Annotated in this window: 21 protein-coding genes; 11 read left to right on the plus strand and 10 right to left on the minus strand. The window is 70.2% G+C overall.

Features of this window, described 5'->3' with window-relative positions; all coding sequences use genetic code 11:
• The first annotated feature begins 99 nt into the window (after window positions 1–99).
• A complete protein-coding gene (locus tag IEY91_RS08220) occupies window positions 100–678 on the plus strand; it encodes a YdeI/OmpD-associated family protein (protein WP_189173412.1) in 579 nt (192 codons plus the stop codon).
• A gap of 377 nt (window positions 679–1,055) precedes the next feature.
• Here IEY91_RS08220 and IEY91_RS08225 read toward each other — a convergent pair whose 3' ends face one another.
• From IEY91_RS08225 to IEY91_RS08235, 3 genes are all read right to left on the minus strand, one after another.
• Entirely contained in the window at window positions 1,056–2,522 is a 1,467-nt protein-coding gene (locus tag IEY91_RS08225; protein ID WP_189173413.1) for a catalase, read from the minus strand.
• A gap of 191 nt (window positions 2,523–2,713) precedes the next feature.
• The gene (locus tag IEY91_RS08230) at window positions 2,714–3,628 is read right to left on the minus strand and encodes a 2-hydroxy-3-oxopropionate reductase (protein WP_164318997.1); all 915 of its coding nucleotides are present in this window, start codon (window positions 3,626–3,628) and stop codon (window positions 2,714–2,716) included.
• A 44-nt stretch (window positions 3,629–3,672) separates the two neighbouring features.
• Window positions 3,673–4,506, minus strand: a complete 834-nt coding sequence (locus IEY91_RS08235) for a TIM barrel protein (protein ID WP_189173414.1) — start codon at window positions 4,504–4,506, stop codon at window positions 3,673–3,675.
• A gap of 124 nt (window positions 4,507–4,630) precedes the next feature.
• Between IEY91_RS08235 and IEY91_RS08240 the strand changes: the two genes are divergently transcribed.
• The 8 genes from IEY91_RS08240 to IEY91_RS08275 all read left to right on the plus strand — a co-directional run bounded on the left by IEY91_RS08240 (window position 4,631) and on the right by IEY91_RS08275 (window position 12,007).
• Window positions 4,631–4,909, plus strand: coding sequence for a thiamine-binding protein (locus IEY91_RS08240; protein WP_189173415.1), 279 nt, complete (start codon window positions 4,631–4,633; stop codon window positions 4,907–4,909).
• Window positions 4,906–5,283 carry a helix-turn-helix domain-containing protein gene (locus IEY91_RS08245; RefSeq protein WP_164318989.1) on the plus strand — a complete coding sequence of 126 codons (378 nt, stop codon included), beginning with the start codon at window positions 4,906–4,908 and terminating at the stop codon, window positions 5,281–5,283. The genes IEY91_RS08240 and IEY91_RS08245 overlap by 4 nt, the downstream gene beginning before the upstream one ends.
• A gap of 180 nt (window positions 5,284–5,463) precedes the next feature.
• Window positions 5,464–5,976 carry a 2-oxo-4-hydroxy-4-carboxy-5-ureidoimidazoline decarboxylase gene (gene uraD, locus IEY91_RS08250; RefSeq protein ID WP_189173416.1) on the plus strand — a complete coding sequence of 171 codons (513 nt, stop codon included), beginning with the start codon at window positions 5,464–5,466 and terminating at the stop codon, window positions 5,974–5,976.
• On the plus strand, window positions 5,973–6,380 hold the full coding sequence (gene uraH / locus IEY91_RS08255) for a hydroxyisourate hydrolase (RefSeq protein ID WP_164318984.1): 408 nt from the start codon (window positions 5,973–5,975) through the stop codon (window positions 6,378–6,380). Before uraD ends, uraH begins: the two co-directional genes overlap by 4 nt.
• A 5-nt stretch (window positions 6,381–6,385) precedes the next feature.
• Entirely contained in the window at window positions 6,386–7,357 is a 972-nt protein-coding gene (pucL, locus tag IEY91_RS08260) for a factor-independent urate hydroxylase (protein WP_189173417.1), read from the plus strand.
• A 62-nt stretch (window positions 7,358–7,419) separates the two neighbouring features.
• On the plus strand, window positions 7,420–8,856 hold the full coding sequence (locus IEY91_RS08265) for a nucleobase:cation symporter-2 family protein (protein ID WP_373287904.1): 1,437 nt from the start codon (window positions 7,420–7,422) through the stop codon (window positions 8,854–8,856).
• 42 nt (window positions 8,857–8,898) lie between these two features.
• On the plus strand, window positions 8,899–10,299 hold the full coding sequence (locus tag IEY91_RS08270) for an 8-oxoguanine deaminase (protein ID WP_189173418.1): 1,401 nt from the start codon (window positions 8,899–8,901) through the stop codon (window positions 10,297–10,299).
• Window positions 10,300–10,657: 358 nt separating this feature from the next.
• Window positions 10,658–12,007, plus strand: a complete 1,350-nt coding sequence (locus IEY91_RS08275) for a nucleobase:cation symporter-2 family protein (RefSeq protein ID WP_164328073.1) — start codon at window positions 10,658–10,660, stop codon at window positions 12,005–12,007.
• A 42-nt stretch (window positions 12,008–12,049) separates the two neighbouring features.
• Here the strand turns inward: IEY91_RS08275 and IEY91_RS08280 are convergent, their stop codons facing one another.
• The 3 genes from IEY91_RS08280 to IEY91_RS08290 all read right to left on the minus strand — a co-directional run bounded on the left by IEY91_RS08280 (window position 12,050) and on the right by IEY91_RS08290 (window position 14,818).
• A complete protein-coding gene (locus tag IEY91_RS08280) occupies window positions 12,050–12,898 on the minus strand; it encodes an alpha/beta hydrolase (RefSeq protein WP_189173419.1) in 849 nt (282 codons plus the stop codon).
• 90 nt (window positions 12,899–12,988) lie between these two features.
• A complete protein-coding gene (locus IEY91_RS08285; RefSeq protein ID WP_189173420.1) occupies window positions 12,989–13,432 on the minus strand; it encodes a hypothetical protein in 444 nt (147 codons plus the stop codon).
• 504 nt (window positions 13,433–13,936) lie between these two features.
• Window positions 13,937–14,818 (minus strand): chitosanase, encoded by an 882-nt coding sequence (locus tag IEY91_RS08290; RefSeq protein ID WP_164318968.1) that lies wholly within the window; start codon window positions 14,816–14,818, stop codon window positions 13,937–13,939.
• 356 nt (window positions 14,819–15,174) lie between these two features.
• On the opposite strand from IEY91_RS08290, the gene IEY91_RS08295 reads away from it, so the two are divergent.
• On the plus strand, window positions 15,175–15,819 hold the full coding sequence (locus IEY91_RS08295) for a DUF4360 domain-containing protein (RefSeq protein WP_164318965.1): 645 nt from the start codon (window positions 15,175–15,177) through the stop codon (window positions 15,817–15,819).
• Between the two features lie 124 nt (window positions 15,820–15,943).
• On the opposite strand, the gene IEY91_RS08300 is transcribed toward IEY91_RS08295, so the two are convergent.
• Together IEY91_RS08300 and IEY91_RS08305 are read right to left on the minus strand one after the other, a co-directional pair.
• On the minus strand, window positions 15,944–18,208 hold the full coding sequence (locus tag IEY91_RS08300; RefSeq protein WP_189173421.1) for an alpha-N-acetylglucosaminidase: 2,265 nt from the start codon (window positions 18,206–18,208) through the stop codon (window positions 15,944–15,946).
• A 164-nt stretch (window positions 18,209–18,372) separates the two neighbouring features.
• The gene (locus tag IEY91_RS08305; RefSeq protein WP_189173422.1) at window positions 18,373–18,936 is read right to left on the minus strand and encodes a hypothetical protein; all 564 of its coding nucleotides are present in this window, start codon (window positions 18,934–18,936) and stop codon (window positions 18,373–18,375) included.
• 307 nt (window positions 18,937–19,243) lie between these two features.
• Here IEY91_RS08305 and IEY91_RS08310 point away from each other — a divergent pair, with 307 nt between their 5' ends.
• Window positions 19,244–21,076, plus strand: coding sequence for an alpha-L-fucosidase (locus tag IEY91_RS08310; RefSeq protein WP_189173423.1), 1,833 nt, complete (start codon window positions 19,244–19,246; stop codon window positions 21,074–21,076).
• A gap of 27 nt (window positions 21,077–21,103) precedes the next feature.
• On the opposite strand, the gene IEY91_RS08315 is transcribed toward IEY91_RS08310, so the two are convergent.
• Both IEY91_RS08315 and IEY91_RS08320 read right to left on the minus strand, forming a co-directional pair.
• The gene (locus tag IEY91_RS08315; protein WP_229696786.1) at window positions 21,104–21,685 is read right to left on the minus strand and encodes a TetR/AcrR family transcriptional regulator; all 582 of its coding nucleotides are present in this window, start codon (window positions 21,683–21,685) and stop codon (window positions 21,104–21,106) included.
• Between the two features lie 9 nt (window positions 21,686–21,694).
• Complete coding sequence (locus tag IEY91_RS08320) at window positions 21,695–22,918, minus strand: Cmx/CmrA family chloramphenicol efflux MFS transporter (protein ID WP_189173496.1); 1,224 nt, start codon at window positions 22,916–22,918, stop codon at window positions 21,695–21,697.
• Window positions 22,919–23,205: the final 287 nt, after the last annotated feature.

Here is a 23,205-nt window from a genome sequence, read left to right on the forward strand (position 1 = left end):
GTGGCAGGAGGCGGATGTGCGGCTACCGTGGCGCGAGGCAGCGTAAGGATCACGGCAGCGTACGGATCGAAGCAGCGTACGGATCGAAGGAGCCCTCGCATGGACACGCTCGACGGACTCCCGGTCCTCGCGTTCGCCGACCGGCGGGCGCTGGAGGAGTGGCTCGACGCCCACCACGAGGACAGCCCCGGCGTCTGGCTGAAGCTCGCCAAGAAGGCGTCGGGGGTGGCGTCCGTGGCGACCGACGAGGTGATCGACCTGGAGCTGTGCTTCGGGTGGATCGACGGCCAGCGCCGCCGGCTCGACGAGACGTACTTCCTCCAGAAGATCACCCCGCGCCGCCCGCGCGGCACCTGGTCGAAGCGGAACATCGACCGGGCCGAGGCCCTGATCGCCGAGGGCCGCGTGCGGGCGCGAGGCCTCGCCGAGATCGCGGCCGCGAAGGCGGACGGACGCTGGGACGCCGCGTACGACGCGCAGGCCGAGGCGACGGTCCCCGACGACCTGGCGGCGGCGCTCGACGCCGAACCGCGGGCCAGGCGGACGTACGACGGGCTCGGCAGGACGGACCGCTACCTGGTGATCCTGCGGCTGCAGACGGCGCGGACGGCGCGCACGCGGGCGGCACGTCTGGAGCGGATGGTCGCGAAGCTGGCGGCGGGGGAGAAGGTGCGCTGAGCCCCCGGGGCGCGTGGGCGCCCCGAGGGCTCGGGAGTTGCTGCCGTCCGACGGCGCGCGACTGGCGGAACATGCGTACGCGCCGCCGGACGGAATCCATGGGGGCATGGCACTTACAGGGATACGGCTACAGGGATGTGGCTGGGACCGCGGCGGTCGGCGACAGTCCCCGGTGCCCCTCCTCAGGTCGAAAGGGCGGAGCCGGGAGACCTTCACCACCGCACTGGCTCGCACGAGCCGCCGCGGTCCTCGTCCTCCCGCCCGCCGTGCGACCACCCCTCATCCGGGTGCACGGCGGTGCGGGTCTCCGCGCAAGGGAACTGACCTCCCGTCAAATTCCCCGCGCAGTCCGGGAGTCGTTGAACCTCAGCGAAGACTCAGTCCTCGCGCAGGGCGCGGACCGCCGCCTCCACGCGCTTGCCGTAGTCGGCGTCGGCGGCGTGGAAGTGGGCGAGGTTCTTCTCGATGACGTCGTCGCGGGAGACCTGCGAGAGGCCGCCCGCGATGTTCGCCACCAGACGGGACTTCTCCTCCGCGGACATCAGCCGGTACAGCTCGCCCGCCTGGAAGAAGTCGTCGTCCTTGGTGTGGGCCGGGGCCTCGTGCGTGCCCGTGTGGCCGTTGACGGCCAGCGGGGCCGACAGCGGCTTGCCGGTCTCGGCGGGGCCGTCGTACGAGTTCGGCTCGTAGTTCTTGCGCTCGCGGCCGTAGGCGTTGGACGCCATGAGGCCGTCGCGGCCGTAGTTGTCCGCGGTGCCCCCGGGTACAGCCTTGGGCGCGTTCACCGCGAGCTGGGTGTGGTTGACGCCGAGGCGGTAGCGGTGCGCGTCGGCGTACGCGAACAGGCGGCCCTGGAGCATCTTGTCGGGCGAGGGGCCGATGCCGGGCACGAAGTTGTTCGGCGAGAACGCGGCCTGCTCGACCTCGGAGAAGACGTTGTCCGGGTTGCGGTCGAGGACCAGGCGGCCCACCCGCTGCAGCGGGTAGTCGCTGTGCGGCCACACCTTGGTGAGGTCGAACGGGTTGAAGCGGTAGTTGGCCGCCTCCGCCGCCGGCATGATCTGCACGTGCAGCGTCCAGGACGGGTTCACGCCGCGCTCGATGGCCTGGAGCAGGTCGGTCTGGTGCGAGTTCGCGTCCTTGCCCGCGAGCTCGGCGCCCTGTTCGGCGGAGAGGCTGCGTACGCCCTGGTTCGTCTTGAAGTGGTACTTGACGAAGAAGGCCTCGCCCTGCGCGTTCGTCCACTGGTAGGTGTGCGAGCCGTAGCCGTTCATGTGGCGGTACGACGCGGGGATGCCGCGGTCGCCCATCAGCCAGGTCACCTGGTGCGTGGCCTCGGGGGCGTGCGCCCAGAAGTCCCAGACGTTGTCCGGCTCCTGCTTGCCCGTGAACGGGTCGCGCTTCTGCGAGTGGATGAAGTCGGGGAACTTCAGCGGGTCCTTGATGAAGAAGACCGGCGTGTTGTTGCCGACGAGGTCGTAATTGCCCTCTTCGGTATAGAACTTGAGGGCGAAGCCGCGCGGGTCGCGGACCGCGTCCGCGCCGCCGAGGCTGTCGGCCACGGTGGAGAACCTGAGGAAGGTCTCGGTGCGCTTGCCGACCTCGCCGAGGAAGTCGGCCGAGGTGTACGCGGTGACGTCGTCGGTCACTTCGAAGTAGCCGTAGGCGCCCGAGCCGCGGGCGTGCACGACGCGCTCCGGGATGCGCTCACGGTTGAAGCGGGCGAGCTTCTCCAGGAGGTGCTGATCCTGGAGCAGGATCGGGCCACCGACGCCGGCGGTGGCGGAGTTCTGGTTGTCGGCGACCGGGGCGCCGGACTCGGTCGTAAGCACGCGCTTCGACATCGTGACCTTCCGTGCTGTGACTGCTGAGGTGTTCGGAGCGTAAGGAGCCCCGAACAGCTACGTCAACAGTTTGTTGAAGTTGATGATGTGGTTCCGGGCCGCGGCGACGCCTGGGCGCGACAGGACAGGTGTCAGCGCCGCCACGGCCCGGAAGACTGGGGTGCTCTGCCGTCAGAGCGGGGGCTCTTCGCTCAGAGCTGGGCGCCGGAGAGCCGCTCGACGGCACGGAGCAGCGCCGAGTGGTCGAGGCCGCCGTCACCCTGCGTGCGCAGGCTCGCGACGAGCTGGGCGACCACGGCGCCGACGGGCAGGGCCGCGCCGACGTTGCGGGCGGCGTCCGTGACGATGCCCATGTCCTTGTGGTGCAGGTCGATGCGGAAGCCCGGCTTGAAGTCGCGGTTGAGGAAGTTGTCCTTCTTGCGGGTCAGGACGGTCGACCCGGCGAGCCCGCCGTTGAGGACGTCCAGGGCCGCCTTCAGGTCCACGCCGGACTTCTCCAGGAAGACCACGGCCTCGGCGCACGCCTGGATGTTGACGGCGACGATCAGCTGGTTCGCGGCCTTCACCGTCTGTCCCGAGCCGTGCGGGCCGCACAGCACGATGGTCTTGCCGAGCGCGTCGAGGAGCGGCTTGGCCGCGTCGAAGTCGGCCTGCTCGCCGCCGACCATGATGGAGAGCACGGCCTCGACGGCACCGGCCTCGCCACCGGACACCGGGGCGTCCAGGACGCGGATGCCCTTGTCCTTGGCGGCCTTGGCCAGGTCGACGGAGGTCTGCGGGGTGATCGACGACATGTCGACGAGCAGCGCGCCGGACTTCGCGTTCTCCAGGATGCCGTCCGGGCCGTACGCGATGGCCTCGACGTGCGGCGACGCGGGCACCATCGTGACGATCACGTCGGCGTCCTTGACGGCCTCGGCGATCGACGTGGCGGCGGTGCCGCCGGCCGCGGCGAGGCGGTCCAGCTTGTCCTGCTCCAGGGTGAAGCCGGTGACGGAGTAACCCGCCTTGATCAGGTTCTCGGACATGGGGGAGCCCATGATGCCGAGACCGATCCACGCGACCGCCGGGCGGGCCGGGTGGGAGGAATCAGCAAGGTTGCTCATGAGGGTGCCTCTCTAAAAGCTTTCGTACGTCGATGAGTTGGCGCTCAGCGCGCGGCGCGGGCCTCGGCGGGCAGCCAGTCGAAGGATGCGGCGGCGTCGGCGGCCTTGTACTCCAGGCCGACCCACCCCTCGTAACCGGCCTTCCTGAGCTGGTCGAGGAGGCCTTCGAGGGGGAGCGATCCCGTCCCGGGGGCGCCGCGGCCGGGGTTGTCCGCGATCTGCACGTGGCCGGTCCTGTCGACGTACTGCTCGATGACCGAGGGCAGGTCCTCGCCGTTCATGGACAGGTGGTACAGGTCCATGAGGAACTTGGCGTTGCCGAGCCCGCTCGCGGCGTTCACCTTGTCCACGATCTCGATCGCCTTGGGCGCGCTCACGATCGGGCACTTGGGCGACTCGGGGGCGTTGAGCGCCTCGATCAGCAGGATCGCGCCCACGCGGTCGGCCTCGCGGGCGGCCAACACCAGGTTATCCAGGGCGAGTTGGTCCTGGACGGCCGGGTCCACGCCGTCGACGCGGTTGCCGTACAGGGCGTTCAGCGCCTTGCAGCCGAGCGACTGGGCGAAGTCCGCCGCCACCGCGAGGTTCGCGCGGAACTTCGCGCTCTCCTCGCCGGGGACGGACAGGGCGCCGCGGTCGGGGCCCGGCAGCTGTCCGGCGTAGAAGTTGAGGCCCACCAACCGCACGCCCGCGTCCTCGATCGCCTTCTTGAGGGCGTCGAGCTCGGACTGCTCGGGGGTGGGGGCGTCGACCCAGGGCCACCACAGCTCGACCGCGCCGAAGCCGGCCTTCGCGGCGGCCGCGGGCCGCTCCAGGAGCGGGAGCTCGGTGAAGAGGATCGACAGGTTCACATTGAAGCGCTGGTCGGAGTATCCCATGGGGCTTCCGCGCTCCTTCCGTATTGCGGAAGTTCATTTCTGCTTGATGGAAGGTTGCATCCGATCCGCGGAAGCTGTCAAGAGGGGCTGCCGGAAAATCAAGAGGCCGCGTTAAGTTGGCGCCGTGCGATTGAGAGTGGAGTTCACGACCGAGCCCTTCGACCTCGAAGAGGCCCCGCCCCACGCCCTGGCCGCCCGGGACGTCATCCAGGACGCGCAGCTGGACGCCGTGGACGTCGGCCCCTTCGGCAACACCGCCGAGGGCGACGTCGACGCGGTCCTGACGGCCGTCGACGCGATGCTGCGCCGGTCCCTCGGCGCCGGCGCCACCCGCGTCTCGCTCCAGGTCAACGTGATCGCGGAGTCGGGCGAGCGGGCCGAGCCGGGGGAGGTCGCCCGGTGACCGCCTTCGGGGACGACCCCTTCGCGACCGCGGTCAAGCCGCTGGTGGACGCCATGGGCGGCGAGATGCTGCCGCCCGGCGACGCGGGCCCGGACGACGTGGTCCTGTCCTGGCAGGGCGAGGACGTGCTCGCGGTGCGCCTGCCGCAGCTCGCCGACTCCCTCGACCACATCCTGCTCGCCCTGGAGCGCAAGCGCGGCAAGCCCCTCGCGGAGCTCGACCGCAAGGCCAAGCAGGAGGTCGTACGGATACTCGAGGCCCGTGGCGCGTTCTCCGTGCGCCATGGCGTGGAGACCGTGGCGGGGGCCCTCGGGGTCAGCCGTTTCACCGTCTACAACTACCTGAACAGGGAAAACGCCGCGAAGGACAAGTAGCCCCGCGAAGCGCGCCCCGCCGGGGGTGTGAGCGGCGTCACGCTGCGCAGCCAAGCCGTCACCCGCGTCGCGGGGTGGCGGCTTCTTTGTTCAAATGATTTCAACAAACTGTTGACGGGATGTTGTTGAAGGTCTTAGCTGTTCCGCAGCCCGTCCAGCACATGGCCACGGAGGCACCCCGTGACTTCCCGTACGACACCGGGCCTGACCCGGTTCAACGCCCTGCCGGAGCCGGCGGCGACCGCCGCGCTCCACGAGGCCTGCGCCTCGTCGGCCTGGGGGAGCGCACTGCTCGCCCAGCGCCCCTTCACCACCGCCGAGGCCCTCTACGCAGCCAGTGACGCCGCCATGGCCGAGCTGACCGCCGACGACCTGGCCGAGGCGATGGCGGGGCACCCGCCGATCGGGCGCCCCAAGCCGGGAGACCCGACCTCGTCCCGCGAACAGGCGGGCATGGCCGGAGCGTCCGAGGACCTCAAGACCGAGATGCTCGACCTCAACCTGGCCTACCAGGACAAGTTCGGCCACGTCTTCCTCATCTGCGCCACCGGCCGTACCGGCGAGCAGATGCGGGACGCGGTCCGGGACCGGATCGGCAACTCGCCCGAGCAGGAGCGGGAGATCGTCCGCACCGAACTCGGCAAGATCAACCGCATCCGCCTGGCCCGCATCCTGGAAGAAGACAACGCATGAGCACCGACACCACGGCCTCCGTGTCCACGCACATCCTGGACACCAGCGTCGGCCGCCCCGCCGAGGGCGTCGCCATCACCCTCGCCGCCCGCGGCGGCGACGGCGCGGACTGGGCCCTGCTCGGCGGCTCGGCGACGGACGCGGACGGGCGCTGCAAGGACCTGCCGGCGCTGCCGGTCGGTACCACGCACGTACGCCTCGACTTCGCCGTCGAGTCGTACTTCCTGAGCAAGCAAGACAAGAAGGCCGAGGCGCAGCAGGACGCCCCCGCGAATCGGGACAGCGGTGCGAGCGGTGTGTTCTTCCCCGAGGTGGCGATCACGTTCGCCGTCGTGCCGGGCGAGCACTACCACGTACCGCTGCTGCTCAACCCGTTCGGCTACTCCGTTTACCGAGGGAGCTAGCAGACATGAACAACGATTCCCGCCGGGCCCGCCCGGTGATCCTGGGGCAGAACCAGTACGGCAAGGCCGAGAACCGCGTCGTCAAGATCACGCGTGACGGCGACACGCACCACATCAAGGACCTCAACGTCTCCGTCGCCCTCTCCGGCGACCTGGACGACGTGCACTACAGCGGCTCGAACGCCAACTGCCTGCCGACGGACACCACGAAGAACACCTGCTTCGCGTTCGCCAAGGAATACGGCATCGAGTCCGCCGAGCAGTACGGCATCCACCTCGCGCGGCACTTCGTGGACAGCCAGCCCTCCATCCACCGGGCGCGCATCCGCATCGAGGAGTACGCCTGGGAGCGCATCTCGGCCTCCGACTCCAACTCGCAGTTCATCGGCGCCGACGAGGTCAAGCACTCCTTCGTGCGCAAGGGCCAGGAGACGCGCGTCGCCCAGATCACGTACTCCGCCGAAGGTGACGGGCAGGCGCACTTCGAGGTCCTCAGCGGTCTGAAGGACCTGACCGTGATGAACTCCACCAACTCCGAGTTCTGGGGCTACATCAAGGACAAGTACACGACGCTCAAGGAGGACTACGACCGCATCCTGGCGACCTCCCTTTCGACGTGGTGGCGGCACAACTGGACCAGTGACGAGCAGCGCATGCCGCACTGGGAGAAGTCCTACGAGCAGGCCAAGAAGCACATCCTGCAGGCCTTCGTGGAGACGTACTCCCTGTCGCTCCAGCAGACGCTGTACCAGATGGGCACGCGGGTCCTGAACAACCGCGGCGAGATCGACGAGATCCGCTTCTCCGCGCCCAACAAGCACCACTTCCGCCAGGATCTCTCCTTCTGCGGCCTCGACAACGAGGCCAAGGACGGCGCCGTCTACTACGCCGCCGACCGTCCCTACGGCCTCATCGAGGCCACCATCCTGCGCGAAGGCAGCGAGGCGAGGATCCCGGTCGACATGACCAACCTCTGACGCGGGACGCGCGCCCCGGCACCTGACGGCCGGGGCGCGCCACACCGGAGGGAACGAAAGGCATGGCACAGCCCGCAATACCTGACGGAGACTCAACTCCCGTCTGTCGCTCCGTGGATGAGGGCAGCCCGGTGGACGAGGGCAGCCCGGTGGACGAGTGCCACCCGGTGGACGAGAAGCTCCACCCCTCGCGGCTCGTCCCCGCCGCGCTCCAGCACATCGCCGCCATGTACGCGGGCGTCGTCACCCCTCCGCTCATCATCGGCCAGGCCGTCGGCCTCGACACCGCCGCCCAGACCCGGCTGATCGCCGCGAGCCTGCTCATCGCCGGTCTCGCCACCCTCCTGCAGACCCTCGGCGTCAAAGGAGTCGTGGGCAACCGCCTGCCGTTCGTGAACGCCGCCTCCTCGGCGGGCATCGCGCCCATCCTCGCCATCGCCGAGAACAGCGCGACGGGACACCAACTCCCCGCCATCTACGGCGCGGTGATGGTCGCGGGCGTCTTCTGCCTCGCCGTCGGCCCCTTCTTCGGGCGTCTCCTGCGCTTCTTCCCGCCGCTCGTCACCGGCGTCGTCATCACCCTCATCGGCGTGACGCTGATGCCCGTGCCCGTCACCTGGGCGCAGGGCGGCGACAAGGAGGCCGCCGACTTCGGCGACATGCGCTCCCTCGCGCTCGCCGCCTTCACGCTCGCCGTGATCCTGCTCTTCCAGCGCTTCGGCCGCGGCTTCCTCAAGCAAGTCGCCCTGCTCATGGGCCTGTTGGTGGGCACACTCGCCGCGATCCCGTTCGGGATGGCCGACTTCGCCGCGCTGAAGTCCGCGCCCGTCGCCGCCGTCCCCACGCCGTTCGCCTTCGGCGCCCCCGAGTTCCAGCCCGCCGCGATCCTGTCCCTGTGCATCGTGATGCTCGTCCTGATGACCGAGTCCAGCGCCGGCATGCTCGCCCTCGGCGAGATCTGCGAACGCAAGACCGATGGGAAGACCATCACCCGCGGTCTGCGCACCGACGGCATCGCCACCCTCGTCGGCCCGGTCTTCGGCGGCTTCCCGACCTCCGCGTTCGCGCAGAACGTCGGCGTCGTCTCCCTGACACGTGTACGCAGCCGCTACGTCGTCGCCGTCGCGGGCGGGGCGCTCCTCGTCCTCGGCGCCTTCCCGGCGCTCGGCGCGGTCGTCAGCCTCGTACCGATGCCGGTGCTCGGCGGCGCGGGCATCGTCCTCTTCGGCTCCATCGCGGTCAGCGGCATCCGTACGCTCTCCGAGGCGGGCCTTGACGACAGCTCCAACATCATCCTGGTGGCCGTGTCGCTCGGGGCGGGCATCATCCCGCTCGCCGCGCCCGCCTTCTACGCCGACTTCCCCGCCTGGGCGCAGACCGTGCTCGGCTCCGGCATCAGCGCGGGCGCGCTCACCGCGGTCTCGCTCAACCTGTTCTTCCACCACCTCGGCACCCGTGGCACCGCGCAGAACGCGGCCGCGGCACTCAAATCTTCCTAGGGTCATGCCGTGCCCACATCGCCACTCACCAAAGGAAGCACCATGGCAGCATCGGCAACCCCCGAAGGCGCGGCGGCGCGCATCGTCATCGAGAACTGCGCCATCGCGACCGTGGACGCCAACGACACCGAGTACGCCTCGGGGTACGTGGTCGTCGCGGGCAACACGATCGAGTCGATCGGCGCCGGGAAGGCCCCCGAGGGCCTGGAGAACGTCGTACGCCGTGTCGACGGCACCGGCCACCTGGTCACCCCCGGCCTGGTGAACACCCACCACCACTTCTACCAGTGGATCACCCGCGGCCTGGCCACCGACCACAACCTCTTCAACTGGCTGGTGGCGCTGTACCCGACGTGGGCGCGCATCGACGAGGACATGGTCCGCGCCGCCGCGCAGGGCTCCCTCGGCATGATGGCCCGCGGTGGCGTCACCACCGCCATGGATCACCACTACGTCTACCCCAAGGGTTCCGGCGACCTGTCCGGCGCCATCATCGGGGCGGCCCGCGAGATGGGCGTGCGCTTCACCCTGGCGCGCGGCTCCATGGACCGCAGCGAGAAGGACGGCGGCCTGCCGCCGGACTTCGCCGTCGAGACCCTCGAAGGCGCGCTCGCCGCCACCGAGGAGACCGTCAAGAAGCACCACGACGCGTCCTTCGGCGCCATGACGCAGGTGGCTGTCGCCCCCTGCTCGCCCTTCTCCGTCTCCACCGAACTCATGAAGCAGGGCGCCGAGTTGGCGCGCCGCCTCGGTGTACGCCTGCACACCCACGGGTCCGAGACGGTCGAGGAGGAGAAGTTCTGCCACGAGCTGTTCGGCCTGGGCCCGACCGACTACTTCGCGTCCACCGGCTGGCTCGGTGAGGACGTGTGGATGGCGCACTGCGTCCACATGAACGACTCCGACATCGAGGCCTTCGCGCGCACCGGCACCGGTGTCGCCCACTGCCCCTCCTCCAACGCCCGCCTCGCCGCCGGCATCGCCCGCGTCCCGGACATGCTCGCGGCGGGCGTCCCCGTCGGCCTCGGCGTGGACGGCACCGCGTCCAACGAGTCCGGCGAACTGCACACCGAACTGCGCAACGCGCTCCTCATCAACCGCCTGGGCGCCCACAAGGAAGCCGCCCTGAACGCCCGTCAGGCCCTGCGCCTGGGGACGTACGGCGGAGCCCAGGTCCTCGGCCGCGCGAGCCAGATCGGCTCGCTGGAGGCCGGCAAGCTCGCCGACCTGGTCCTCTGGAAGATCGACGGCATCGGGCACTCCTCGATCGCCGACCCGGTCACCGCCATCGTCTTCGGCGCGGCCGCGCCGGTGACCCTCTCCCTCGTCAACGGCGAGCCGGTGGTCGAGAACGGCCGCCTGCTGCACGTCGACGAGGACGCCATCGCCCGCGTCACGCGGGACGAGGCCCAGCGACTCGCGCGCATCACCGCCGAGAGCTGACCCCTGGATCTCCGGTCGGGGGGGACGGCCCCCGACCGGACTCGAGCAGCCGAGCGGGCTGCTCGAGTGCCGCCCCGGAACGTGGCCCAAAGCTTCACGTTGCCGGGGCGGTCAGTACTACCTGGGCGCTTCACAACCGCATAACGAGCAAGTCCTTGCATCACGCACCACCTCCCAGAAGCGCGTGCCGGTCCGCAGCCGGCACAGGAAAACAGACGGAGGAGCCGCAGTGGCGACCAAGCCCAGGTTCACCAAGCAAGGCAACACCCCACAGCCCGAAGGGACCCCACATCCCGACGGAACCCCCCTGGCCGAAGGGCCCCCACACCCCGTCGACGAGAAGCTCCCCGCGCTGAAGATGGCCACCACCGGCCTCCAGCACGTCGCCGCCATGTACGCGGGCGTCGTCGCGCCGCCGCTTATCGTGGGCGCGGCCGTAGGCCTGTCGGCGAAGGAACTCACCTTCCTCACCGGAGCGTGTCTGTTCACGGCCGGTCTCGCGACCTTCCTGCAGACGCTCGGCATCTGGAAGATCGGCGCACGACTGCCGTTCGTCAACGGCGTCACCTTCGCCGGTGTCGCGCCCATGCTCGCCGTCGTCGACTCGACGAAGGATAAGGACGACGCGCTGCCGATCATCTTCGGCGCGGTGATCGTCGCGGGACTCCTCGGCTTCATAGCCGCGCCGTTCTTCTCCAAGATGGTCCGCTTCTTCCCGCCCGTGGTCACGGGCACGGTCATCACGCTCATCGGCATCTCCCTGATGCCGGTGGCCTTCGGCTGGATGCAGGGCCCGAATCCGGCGGCCGGCGACTACGGCTCGACCAAGTACCTGTCCCTGGCCGGCGCCACGCTCGTCATCGTGCTGCTCCTGCGCCGCTTCACGCGCGGCTTCGTGAAGCAGATCGCGGTGCTCCTCGGCCTGGTCATCGGCACGCTGGTGGCGATCCCCTTCGACGTCACGGACTTCGCCCCGGTCGCCGACGCGGACGTGGTCGGCTTCCCGACGCCGTTCCACTTCGGCGCCCCGCAGTTCGCCGCCGCCGCGATCGTCTCCCTCTGTGTCGTCATGGTCGTCTCCATGACCGAGTCGACGGCCGACATGCTCGCCCTCGGCGAGATCGTGGACCGCCCCGCCGACGAGAAGACCATCGCCGCGGGACTGCGTGCCGACACCCTCGGCTCCGCCGTCAGCCCGCTCTTCAACGGCTTCATGTGCAGCGCGTTCGCGCAGAACATCGGCCTGGTCGCGATGACGAAGATCCGCAGCCGGTACGTCGTCGCCACCGGCGGCGGCTTCCTGGTCCTGATGGGCCTGTGCCCGATGGCCGCCTCGCTCATCGCGGTGGTGCCGCGCCCGGTGCTCGGCGGCGCGGGCGTCGTCCTGTTCGGCTCGGTCGCCGCGAGCGGCATCCAGACCCTCGTCAAGGCGGGCCTGGAGAAGGACAACAACGTCCTGATCGTCGCCGTCTCGCTGGCCGTCGGCCTCATCCCGATCTCCGCGCCGGAGTTCTACCACGCGTTCCCGGAGACCGCGAAGATCATCCTCGACTCCGGCATCTCCACCGGCTGCGTCGCCGCGGTCGTCCTGAACCTCCTCTTCAACCACACCGGCAAGGGCGGCGAGGCCGACGAGGTCACGGCACCGATGGAACCGGGAGGAGAGATCTCGGAGACACGGGTGCCGAAGCAGGCCGCGGCACACTGACCCGTCGCGGGGCGGCGCCCTCGGGCCCGCCCCGCGACCGCGTCAGCTCCCGGCCCCGGCCAGCGCGTCCACGATCGGCCCGGTGTCGAGCGGCCCCATGTGGGGCGCCGCCGGGAAGCTCCGGACCCGGAACGTGTTGTCCGGCGTCCGCTCGTCCGCCGTCCGGATCATGCGGTCCTGGAGCGCCAGGGGGATGAGCCGGTCCTTGCCGAAGCGCAGATACGTACGCGGAACGCGGCCCCAGGTCGCGACCTCGCCGACGGAGGGGTCGCCGTTCACACGGAACGCCTCGTCCGGCTGCAGTCCGGCCAGCACGCGCAGGAAGTCGACGTCCGCGTAGTCCGCGCAGAACATCTCCTTGAACACCGCGAGGTCCTTGGCGTCGCCGCTGCGGAAGTTGAGCCGCAGCACCCCGAGCTTCGCCGGGTCGCCGATGACCTGCTCGGCGGGCACGACCGCGGTGGCGGCCTCGGGTGCGGTCATGATGTCGTTGATGCTGGGCAAGTCGGGGCTGAAGCAGACCGCCGACATGTAGACCAGGTGCTCCAGGAGTTCGGGCACGGCGTTCGCCACCCGGGTGACGGACAAGCCGCCCATGCTGTGTCCGACGAGGACCACCCGCCCGCCGGGCGCGGCGTGCGCCGCCCGGCGCACCGCCTGGGTGACGCGCCGCTCGAAGTCGTCCAGGCCGACATCCGCGAGCGGCGTCGGCTCGGTCGCGAGCGCGTCCGGATCCTGGGTCTGATAGGAGAGGGGCAAGTGGACCTCCGCGCCGTGCAACGGCTGGTCCACCGCGACGACGCGGTGCCCACGAAGGCCCAACTCCCTTGCGATGGGCGCCCAGAAGGCGCCCGCGCTGTGGCTGCCATGTACCAGTACGTACGCAGTCATGCTCGCGAACGTAGGCGGCGGGGCCGCCGTGGAGCAACAGGTTTTAGGCCCGGTGCCCCGCAACCCCGCACCCCGCACCCCGCGCTCGCCTCAGCGGCAGAGCCCCGAGGTGCTGACCGAGCCGCCCGCGTTCTCGTCGTCCGTGCCGAGCAGCGCCGGTCCGCCCCCGGGCAGACAGTCCACGGCCTCGACCTTGTATCCCTTGAACTGCTCAAGGGAGTCACGGTTCTGACGGATCGACAGGGCCACGCTGCCGTCAGTCCGTACGGTGAGGCGCCCCGCGTCGTTCACCGCCGAGTCGAAGGGCCCGTCGTCGCCCGCGTCCGCCGCCGAGCCCACCAGGAGGCGGCCCGTCCCGGTGACCGCGATGTCGGAGACGTGGCGGATGTCGCCGTCCGGGTACGGGGCCCGGTACGTGGCCTTGCGTACGGCGCCGAACTTCATGTCGCCGTACGCGTTGACGGAGAAGGGCGCCGCGAACACCGTCGCCGGACGCCCCGCACCGTCGCCCCGGTCGGCCCAGACGGCTGCCAACCTGCCGCCCTGTTCCGCGCGCGGGCGCCCCTTCCCGTAACCAGGGGGCTGCCGCCCCCTGGACCCCCGCCATCGCCGCTTCGCGGCTCGTCCTCAAACGCCGGACGGGCTGTCTATAGCCCCTCCGGCGTTTGAGGAGCGGGGGTCTGGGGGCAGAGCCCCCAGTTTCGGGAAGGGGCGGGGTGGGGGAAGGGCCAGCGCAGCGTCGACACCGCCTCTGTCAAAGTCGACGGCACGCCCGGGAGCAAGGTGTGTTCGCCGTCGCGTACCACGTGGCGGCCGCCCACCACCGTGTGGCGGACATCGACCGCGGAAGCCGATTTTGATGCCGGCGCCGACCGAGCGCCAGCCGTCCACGGCTCCCGCGCTCGTGGGGACGGCGGCGGCGACGGCGGTGGCTGTCGCGGCGGCGCCCGGAGGCACCCCCCGATGCCTGCGAGCGCCCCGCGCCGGGCAGCGCCTTCTCGCCGCTCGCCCGGCGCCCACCCGGCGGTCAGCCGGCGGTCAGCCGCCGATGCGGAACGACTCCCCGTACACCTTCCAGTCCAGCGGCGGGTTCAGGTTCAGGTTCTTCTTGTTGAGGAACACGCGCTGCGCGGTGTCCACGCGGCTGGTGTCCTCGTGGGCCTCCTCCTGCTTCATCGCCCACACCCGCGCGTCCAGGAACGCGTGGAGGTACTTGACCTCGTCGCCGCCCTGCGTCGGGGGCTTGGCCTTGGTGAGGGCGCGCTTGCGGATGTTGGTGAAGCTCGTCCTGTCGCCGCCGTCGCCGTGCATGACGATCGCGTCGTAGTAGGCGAACTGGCCGAGCGTGCCGATGCCGTCGGCCTTGCCCTGCTTGACCGCCGGGTTGAAGTAGACGCGGTCGCGCTCGTCGTTCTGGGCCTGCTGGAAGGCCGGGTCCTTCGCCGCCTTCTCCCAGTCCTTGGTGAAGTTCGGGTCAAGGCCCTCGTGCGAGTCGGAGCCGTCGACCTCGCGCAGCGCGGGCAGGTACTTCTCCAGTACGTTGCCGGGCTTGCGCTTCGCGTACAGCTCGACGAGGTCGAGCATGTCGCCGGTGCCGGAACAGAAGCCGATGATGCCGGCGGTGTAGCCGCGGCCGTCGCCTATGTCCTCGATGTACTTGTACTGCGCCTTCCAGTCCAATGAGGAGTTCTCCGCGCTGGAGACCAGCTTCATCGCGATCTCCTTCTTCGCCGGGTCGTCGAGCCCCGTGGCGGCGGAGTGCGCGGGAGCGGACTTGGCGGCCGGGGCGGGGCCCTCGGGTGCGGGGGCGGCGCCGGCGACCTGGGTCACGGCGAGTGGCCCGGCGACGAGGGCGGCGCCGATGAGGCCGATGGCAGCACGTCGCGAGAGGCGGCGGTTGGGCGTGCGGTGGGTGTGCAACGGGGCCTCCGGGTGGGGGGAGTTCAGCGTTCCGCTGTCTGTTAGGAAGGTTTCCTACCAGAGTTTGAGGATGACGTATACCCGTCAAGCGCCGATCGGTTCGGCGAAGCGTTTCTCCCCTGCGGTCCCACGAGCCGCGTGGCGGACCCCGTACATGGCCGGACATCGCCCTAGGCGCTGCCTCACGCTGGTCCGTACTATCCCAACACCCTCAGCCTCCGCTCATCGCGCGCAGGCCGCTCGGCTCCCGCGCGAGGGCTGAGTCAGTTCCTCCCAGCACAGCTCCAACCCCCCTCCTCACGGCGGCCCGCTCCGCGCGCCTGCCGACGTGAGCCGAAGCAATGAATGGGAGAACCATGTCCGCTGCACTACTCGCCGGCGGCGCGCTTGCCGCCCTGCTCGGCGCGGGCCTGCCCGCCGCCGACCCGTCGGGGTTCAGTGACCCGCCACCGGACAAGATCGTGATCGACGTTGCCACCGTGAACGGCTCAGGATGCCCCAGAGGCACCGCGGCCGTGGCCGTCTCGGAGGACAACACCGCCTTCACCGTCACCTACAGCGACTACCTCGCCCAGGCGGGCGGCACCTCCGCGCCCACGGCGTTCCGCAAGAACTGCCAGCTCAGCCTGATCGTGCACGTCCCGCACGGCTTCACCTACGCGATTGCGAGCGCCGACTACCGCGGCTTCGCCTCACTGGAGAGGGGTGCCAAGGGCACCGAGAAGGCGTCGTACTACTTCCAGGGCTCCCCGGACACGGGGACCAAGACGCACGCCTTCAACGGCCCGGTCGCCGACAACTGGCAGGCCACCGACGAGACCGAGGTCACCCAGCTGGTCTGGGCGCCCTGCGGCAAGCTGCGCAACTTCAACATCAACACCGAGCTGCGCGTCGACCTCGGCACCTCGGACCGCACCAAGACCAGCTTCATGACGATGGACTCCACCGACGGGGACATCAGCACCATCTACCGCGTGAAGTGGAAGGAGTGCCCGAACTGACCGACCGTCGGTGAGGCACTGACTCGATTCCGGTGAGGGGGTCGCGCCCGCGGCGCACTTGTGCGCGAGCCGTCCGCGGGCGCGGCATCACTCCCCTCGCCGCGAGTGCGGCGCCTTGTCGGTGTCAGTCGGACTTGGCGAGTTCGTCGCGTACGAGCTTCGCGATCGCGTACGTGTCCCCGGTGGGCCGGACCGCGAGGCGCCCCGGGTCGCGGGCCCAGCGGTCCTCCAGGGCGAACCAGTCGGTTTCCTTGGGGTTCTTCGGGTCGCGGCCCTCGTCGAGTGCCGCGCGCAGCTCGGTGAAGTACGTCTTCCAGCGCAGCCGGTAGAGCCCGCCGACCAGGCCCGCCCACTCCCGGTTCGCGTAGTCCTTCAGGCCCTCGTCGGCCCCGGCGCGGGTGCCCCACACCGTCACCAACGACAGCTGGTCGTAGGCGAGTTGGTCCCGTTCGCGGGCGTCCGCACCCCAGTCGCGGGCGTCGGCCACCCAGCGGCCGAGCAGATGCCGCGCGTCGGTCGCCACGAGGCGGTCGAGGAGGTCGAGCAGCCCGAGCCAGGTGCGGGTGAGCGCGTCGAAGCGGGCGGTGTCGCCCTCGTCGTACGCCGACTTGATGCGCGGCAGCAGCACCCGGCTGCGGTTGGAAAGGGCCTGGCGCGCCACATCGAGCAGATCGCGGCGGTACGCGGACGACCTCCGCAACTCCCGCCGCACAAGCAGCAGTTCATCGAGGGCGGGCTCGAAGTCCGCCGCCTCGTACCGCAGTGCCTTCGGTGACCAGGACGCCGCCGACGTCACCGCGAGCCCCGGCCGCGCCCCGAAAAGGCCGTCGGCGCCCTCGGCCCACTTGTCGGCGCGCGTCGTGCCGTACGCGGTGCGGCGCAGCACGTCCCAGGCGGCCCTGGCGTGCGGGTCGGCCGCTCCGTAGCGGCTCACCGACCACGCGTCGAACCACCGCTTCAGATCCAGCTCGCCGTCCAACTCGGTGTCACGCCAAGGCAGTTCGGAGAAGAGGGCGAAGGCGGCGGGGTTGTTGTCGGCGGCCTCCGGCATCAGCGCGATGCCGCGCAGGGTACTGCCGTCCTTGGTGCGCCACTTCTCGTACAGCTCCGCCCAGTCCGGGGTGTTCGCGCCGAGGACGGTGTGCCCGCCGAAGTTCCAGATGGAGCCGAAGGTGTAGGGCGTGGAGCCCCAGTCGGACTCGCGGTCGGTGACGGTGGGGAAGCGGTCGGAGAGCCCGTCGACGACGAGCATGTGGGACCTGTCGACGGCGTCGGTGATGGCCTTCGGCGGGTTGTGCTGCCAGCCCAGGATCACCCAGACCGCGCCCGGATGCGCCGCCTGAAGGGCCTTCTCCACGCCCTTCGCGGCGTCCCCGACCGGCACGTCGCCGGGCTTGCCGCCCTCGTGAAGGAGGTCCATTTTGTACAGCGTCGAAGGACCGAACAGCTCGTCCTGCGTCCGGTAGAAGGCCGCGGCGACCCGCGCGAACGCGTCGGTGCGCGGATCCAGCCAGTCCGGTCTCGTGAAACCGACCCAGTCGCCCTGCGGTACGGTCCGCGCCCCCGGATTGCGGTCGGCGAACCCGGCGGGGACGGTGCCGAAGTAACCGGGCAGCACAGGTGTCATGCCCAGCTCACGTGCCCGGTCGGCAATGCGCCGCCCCAGGCGGGCGCGCTTGGCGAGCAACTGCCGTGACACGGGGTGCGGGAAGGACGACATGTTCTGCAGCAGCCACCACGGCTGGTGCGCCGGGCCCGGCACCCAGGACCGCAACTCCTCGTCCCCGTAACCGAATTCCTGGAACAGCCGGTGGTAGACGGCGTCGGCGCCCGCGTACACAAGCACTTCGTTGTAGCCGTGCAGAGCGAGTACGTCGAGTTCGTGCTCCCAGTACTGCCAGTCGGCGTAGGCGTTCGTATAGCCGTCGTTGGTGTCGTTGAGGACGAAGCGGTGCGGCACGTTCGCGCGTCTGGTGACGGGGGCGCCCGGGGCGGGCAGCGTGGCCGGGAGGTCGGTCTGGTCGCCCGCCCAGGTGATCGACGCGTGCGCGGTGTGCTTCAGATAGTGGTTCAGGCCGGTGAGCTGGACGGCGGCGGTGGGCCCGGACACGACGACGTGACCGCGCTTTCCGGACACCCGGAATGTGTCCCCGGCACCCGGCTCGCCCGCCACGGTCCTGAAGGTGATCTGCTCCCAGTGGCGGGGGAGCAGCCGCCGGGCCGCCGCGGTGGCCGCCGCCGCGGGCCCGGTCCCGGTGCGCGTGCGAACGGCCGTCCCCGGCGCCGGGCCCGGTGAACCCTGCGACGACGCGGGCGAACAGGCCACGGCGGCACCGGCCGTTCCGGCGAACGCGGTCAGTATGGTGCGGCGGCGGGGCGGGTGCGGCATACGGGGCTCCGGGGGTCGGGGCGGGCGCGGGAGAGTACCGGTGACTCGTGTCGTACCGAGGTGACTCTTGCCCGCCGCGGCCCCGTTCCGTAACCCTCGGGCCGGAGGTTGGCTGCCCCTTCATGCTCCGGCCGGACGCCGTTCGCCGCAGCGTCCCGGTTCGCTCAGGCCGGCGGCTGCGTCCGCCGGAAGTAGTCGTTGCCGCCCTGGCCGGGCCACTTGAACGTGAGCTGTCCGCCGCTGAGTGTGGCCGTTCCGCTGCCGACCTCGCCCATGCAGGTCGCGCGGATGACCATGGCGGAAGTGATGGTCCCCGGGCAGGACTTGCCGCCGGAGCGCATGTCCATCGAGGTGCCGTTGACGGTCAGGACGATGAGCCGCCCGCCCGAGCCGCGCGTCACGTGGTACCAGGTGCCCTGCACCGACTGCGGCCCGGTGGCGGGGCGCGTGGTCTTCTTCGGGGGCACGGCGGGGGCGCTGGCGCGGGGCCGGGTGGGGGTGGCGGCGGCGGTCGGGGTGCTGGTGCGCGCCGGGGTCGGCGACACGGTCGCCTTCGGCTTCTTCGTACGACTCGGGGTCGGCGACGCGGACTTCTTGGCGTCCTTCTTTGCGTCGGCCTTCTCGCCGTCGTCCTTCACGGGCGACTTCACGGACCCCGTGGACTTCGCCGCGCCCTCGTCGCCGGAGTCGTCGTCACCTCCGCATCCGGTCAGCGCGAGGGAGAGCACGGCGACGGCGCAGGTGGCAACGGTGGAAATTCGGCTTCGGCTTCGACTACGGCGCACAGAGATGTCCTGAATTCCGGTTCTGGTGGGGGGACTTGGAGGAGCCTGCCACAACGCTGATCGCGAGATCCAGGGTCACCAAACATGTTCCGGAGATTAGTTCGGGTGCACCGTCGGCTATCAGGATTCATCGGACCAGATGGTGTCGTACGCCCGAAGTGACCCTGGGGAAGCCACCGTTCCCCCCATTGACATCCGATGTATCCGCTCCTACGTTCCCGAGCGTTCCGTCAATGAACAGGAGCCGCTCATGCCACGAAGAGTCATCGGACTCACTCTGCTCCTCTGCGCCGCCCTCACGGCCGCAGCCGTACCCCTCGCGGCCGCGACACCCGCGCAGCCCACCCCCACCCCGCCCCGGCAGGCCGCGGGCCCCGGCACCGACCACGCCACCGACGACCCCTTCACCGCCGACCGCGCGAACTGGTTCCGCCAGGACCGCTTCGGCATGTTCATCCACTTCGGCGCGTACTCGAACCTGGAGGGCGAGTACAAGCGCCCCGACGGCACGGTCTGCCGCAACGCCGAGTGGATCAAGCGCGAGTGCAAGATCCCCGCGGCCGAGTACGAGAAGCAGGCGCAGGGCTTCAACCCGGCCGACTTCGACGCCAAGGCCGTGGTGAAGGCGGCCAAGGACGCGGGGATGAAGTACATCGTCATCACGTCCAAGCACCACGAGGGCTACGCGATGTGGCCCACGAAGGTCAACTCGTACAACCTGCGCGACCATTCGTCGTTCGACAAGAAGCGCGACATCCTCGCCGAGCTGAAGAAGGCCTCCGACGACGCGGGCATCAAGCTCGGCTTCTACTACTCGATCTGGGACTGGCACGACCCGGACTTCTCGGACCCGGCGACGTTCCCGAAGTACGAGAAGCGCATGTACGCGCAGCTCAAGGAGCTGGTCGACAACTACGACCCGGCGCTGCTCTGGTTCGACGGCGAGTGGGACACCGAGGACCCGCACAACCCGTGGACGTCGCGGGACGGCGAGCGCCTGGAGTCGTACCTGCGCGGACTGAACCCCGACCTGGTCATCAACAACCGCGTCGGCAAGCGCCGCGTGGTCGACGGCGACTACGGCACCCCCGAGCAGGAGATCCCCGACGCGCCGGTCGACGGCCAGCTCTGGGAGTCCTGCATGACCCTCAACGACCACTGGGGCTTCGCCCGTTACGACCAGAACTGGAAGTCGAGCCAGACGCTCGTACGCAACCTGCTGGCCACCACGTCCCGCAGCGGCAACTACCTCCTGAACGTGGGCCCCGACGCGCGCGGCCGCATCCCGCAGCCGTCCGTCGACCGCCTCAAGGAGATGGGTACTTGGCTGCGTACGGCGGGTCAGGGCGACGCGGTGTACGGCGCGCGCTACGGCGGTCTCGTCGCGGAGCCCAAGTGGGGCGCGGTGAGCCGCAAGGGCGACAAGCTGTACGCGGCGGTCACCCAGTGGCCGGCGGCCGGTCAGGCCCTGCACCTCACGGCGCGCACGCAGTTCGCCGTCAAGTCGGCCCGGGTCCTGGGCAGTTCGCAGAAGGTGACGGTCACCAAGTCCGGCGACGGCTACGACATCACCCCCTCCGGCGCCGCGACCAACCCCACCGCCACCGTCATCGAACTGACCGTGGACCCCGGCCGCACGGCCCGCCCCGGCTCCGGCAAGGGCCTCAAGCAGGAGATCTTCGACAACGCCGACCTGTCCGGCTCCCCGAAGATCACCCGCACCGACCCGACGGTCAACCACGCCTGGAAGTTCGAGGGTTCACCGGACGCCTCGATCCCCTCGGACCGCTTCGGCGTCCGCTGGTCGGGCTCCGTCGAGCCGCGCCACACCGAGACGTACACCCTCACGACCGTCTCGGACGACGTCGTGCGCGTCTGGATCGACGGCAAGCTCGTCATCGACTCGTGGAACCCGCACGAGCCGAAGATCGACAAGGCGCAGGTGGCGCTGACGTCCGGGAAGCGGCACAGCATCCGCGTCGACTACGCGGAGAACACGGGCGAGGCGCACATGAAGCTGCTCTGGTCGAGCCCGAACCAACCGCAGCAGGTCGTTCCCAGGACACAACTGTTCGCGCGGTAGAACGTTCTTTTTAGAGCGGGAGTTGGTCTAGAGGTCCGCGAGAGTGCTGTCGACGGTGGCCAGGAGAGCCTTCCGGTCGTCCTGGACCCGGCTCAGCACGCGAAGCCCGTAGTACGTGCTCTGCACGAGGCGGGCCAGGGTGCGGGCGTCGCGTTCCGACGCGATCTCGCCCGCACCCTGGCCCGCGCCCACGACCGCGCACAGCTCGTCCTCGACCCGGTCGAAGCAGCGCCGCACGGCGCGCTTGACGTCCGGGTCGGAGGCGGCGGCCTCGGCGGCGGCGTTCATGGCGAAGCAGCCGCGCCGCCCGTCGGTGTCGTCGAGGTCGCTGTCGAGGGAGTGCAGCATCATGGCGCGCAGCCGCTCCTTCGCGGAGCCGGGCTCGTTCAGGCGCGCGATCTGCTCGGCGGTGACCGTCTCGTAGTAGCGCTCCAGCGTGCGCAGATACAGCTCGCGCTTGCCGCCGAAGGTGTTGTAGAGGCTGGAGGGGCCCAGTCCGGTGCTGTCGCACAGGTCGCGGGTGGACGTCCCCTCGTACCCATGACGCCAGAAGGTGTCCATGGCCGCGGTGATGACGCGGTCCTCGTCGAACTGTCGTGGCCTGGCCATGGACCCACACTAAACGTTTTGGAACATCTTTTCAAAACCCGCGTCGGCACCTGTCTGTGACGTGCGTGCCGCCTGCCGCCGAGCCGTCCGCTCAAGCCGTGCCGCCCACAGCGCGCCCACGCACCCCAGCGCCGCGAGCCCGGCACCGAGCCAGGCGACGGACGTGTAGCCGTACCCAGCTCCGATGGTGAGACCGCCGAGCATCGGCGCCAACGTATTGCCGACATTGAACGCGGCGGTGTTGGTGGCGCCGACGAGGGTGGGCGCGTCCGGGGCGAGGGTGAAGACGCGTGACTGGAGCGCCGGGTTGGTGACGTATCCGGCGAGGCCGAGCAGGAAGGTCAGCCCGATCACGACGACAAGCGTCGTATGCGCGGTGAGCGCGAGGGCCGCCGAGACGACGGCGAGCGCGCCGAGCCCCACGGCGAGGGTGCCGACGGCGTGCGACTGGGCGGTGCGCCCGCCGATGATCAGCCCCAGCATCCCGCCCGCGCCGAACAGCGCGAGCACGGCGGGCACCCCGCCCTCGCCGAGCCCGCTCTCGTCCGTCAGGAAAGGCGCGAGATAGCTGAAGGTGACGATGACGGCGCCGAAGGCGAAGGCGGTGATGGCGTACGAGAGCCAGAGCTGCGGCCGCGCCATGCCGCGCAGCTCGGCGCGCACGGAGCGCGGCTCCTCGCCCTCGCCGCCACCGGCCGGTATCGCGAACGCGGTGGCGGCCAGGCTGACGGCGGTCGCGGCGGCGACGGCCCAGAACGCGGCCCGCCAGCTCGACGACTGGCTGAGCACGGTGCCCGCCGGTACGCCGACGATGGTCGCCATGGTCAGCCCGCCCGCGACGAGCGCGACGGCCTTGCTCTTGGCGGCACTCGGCACGAGCGCGACGGCGGTGGCCACGGCCACGCCCCAGAACCCGGCGTAGGCGAGCGCGCTGACGACCCGGGTCACGAACAGCACGGCGTACCCAGGCGCGAGCGCGCCGACCACATGCCCCGCGATGAACACGGCCTGCAGGCCGACAAGCGCCGTGCGGCGTGGCCAGCTCAGGGTGGCGACGGCAAGCAGCGGGGCGCCCACGACCATGCCGATCGCGAACGCGGAGATGAGCAGCCCGGCGTCGGGAATCGAAACCCCGAGGTCGTCGGCCATGCCGGGCAGCAGCCCCGACAGCATGAACTCGGAGGTTCCTTGGGTGAAGATGCCGAGCGCCAAGACGTAGACGGCGAGGGGCATTCGGCTGCCCTGCCGGGTGTCCGCCGGGCCGGGGCGTGCGGGATCGATGTTTTGGATCGATTGCTTCATAACGCGGACGTTAGCATGTTCTGAAGCGACCGATTCAAAACGACGTACCCACGTTGCACGAGGCCCTGCGGGGCCTCCGTGCGCCGGGGGCGCGCGCCCTTACCGGGCTTCGGGACCCGGACGACGATGCACCGACGGTTCGCACCAGAACCTCTCCATCGCCGATGAGGAGCTGCCATGTCAGCAGCGCCGGGCCGACCCGGACTCATATCCGAACG

This window comes from Streptomyces lasiicapitis, assembly GCF_014646335.1.
Lineage (GTDB): Bacteria > Actinomycetota > Actinomycetes > Streptomycetales > Streptomycetaceae > Streptomyces > Streptomyces lasiicapitis.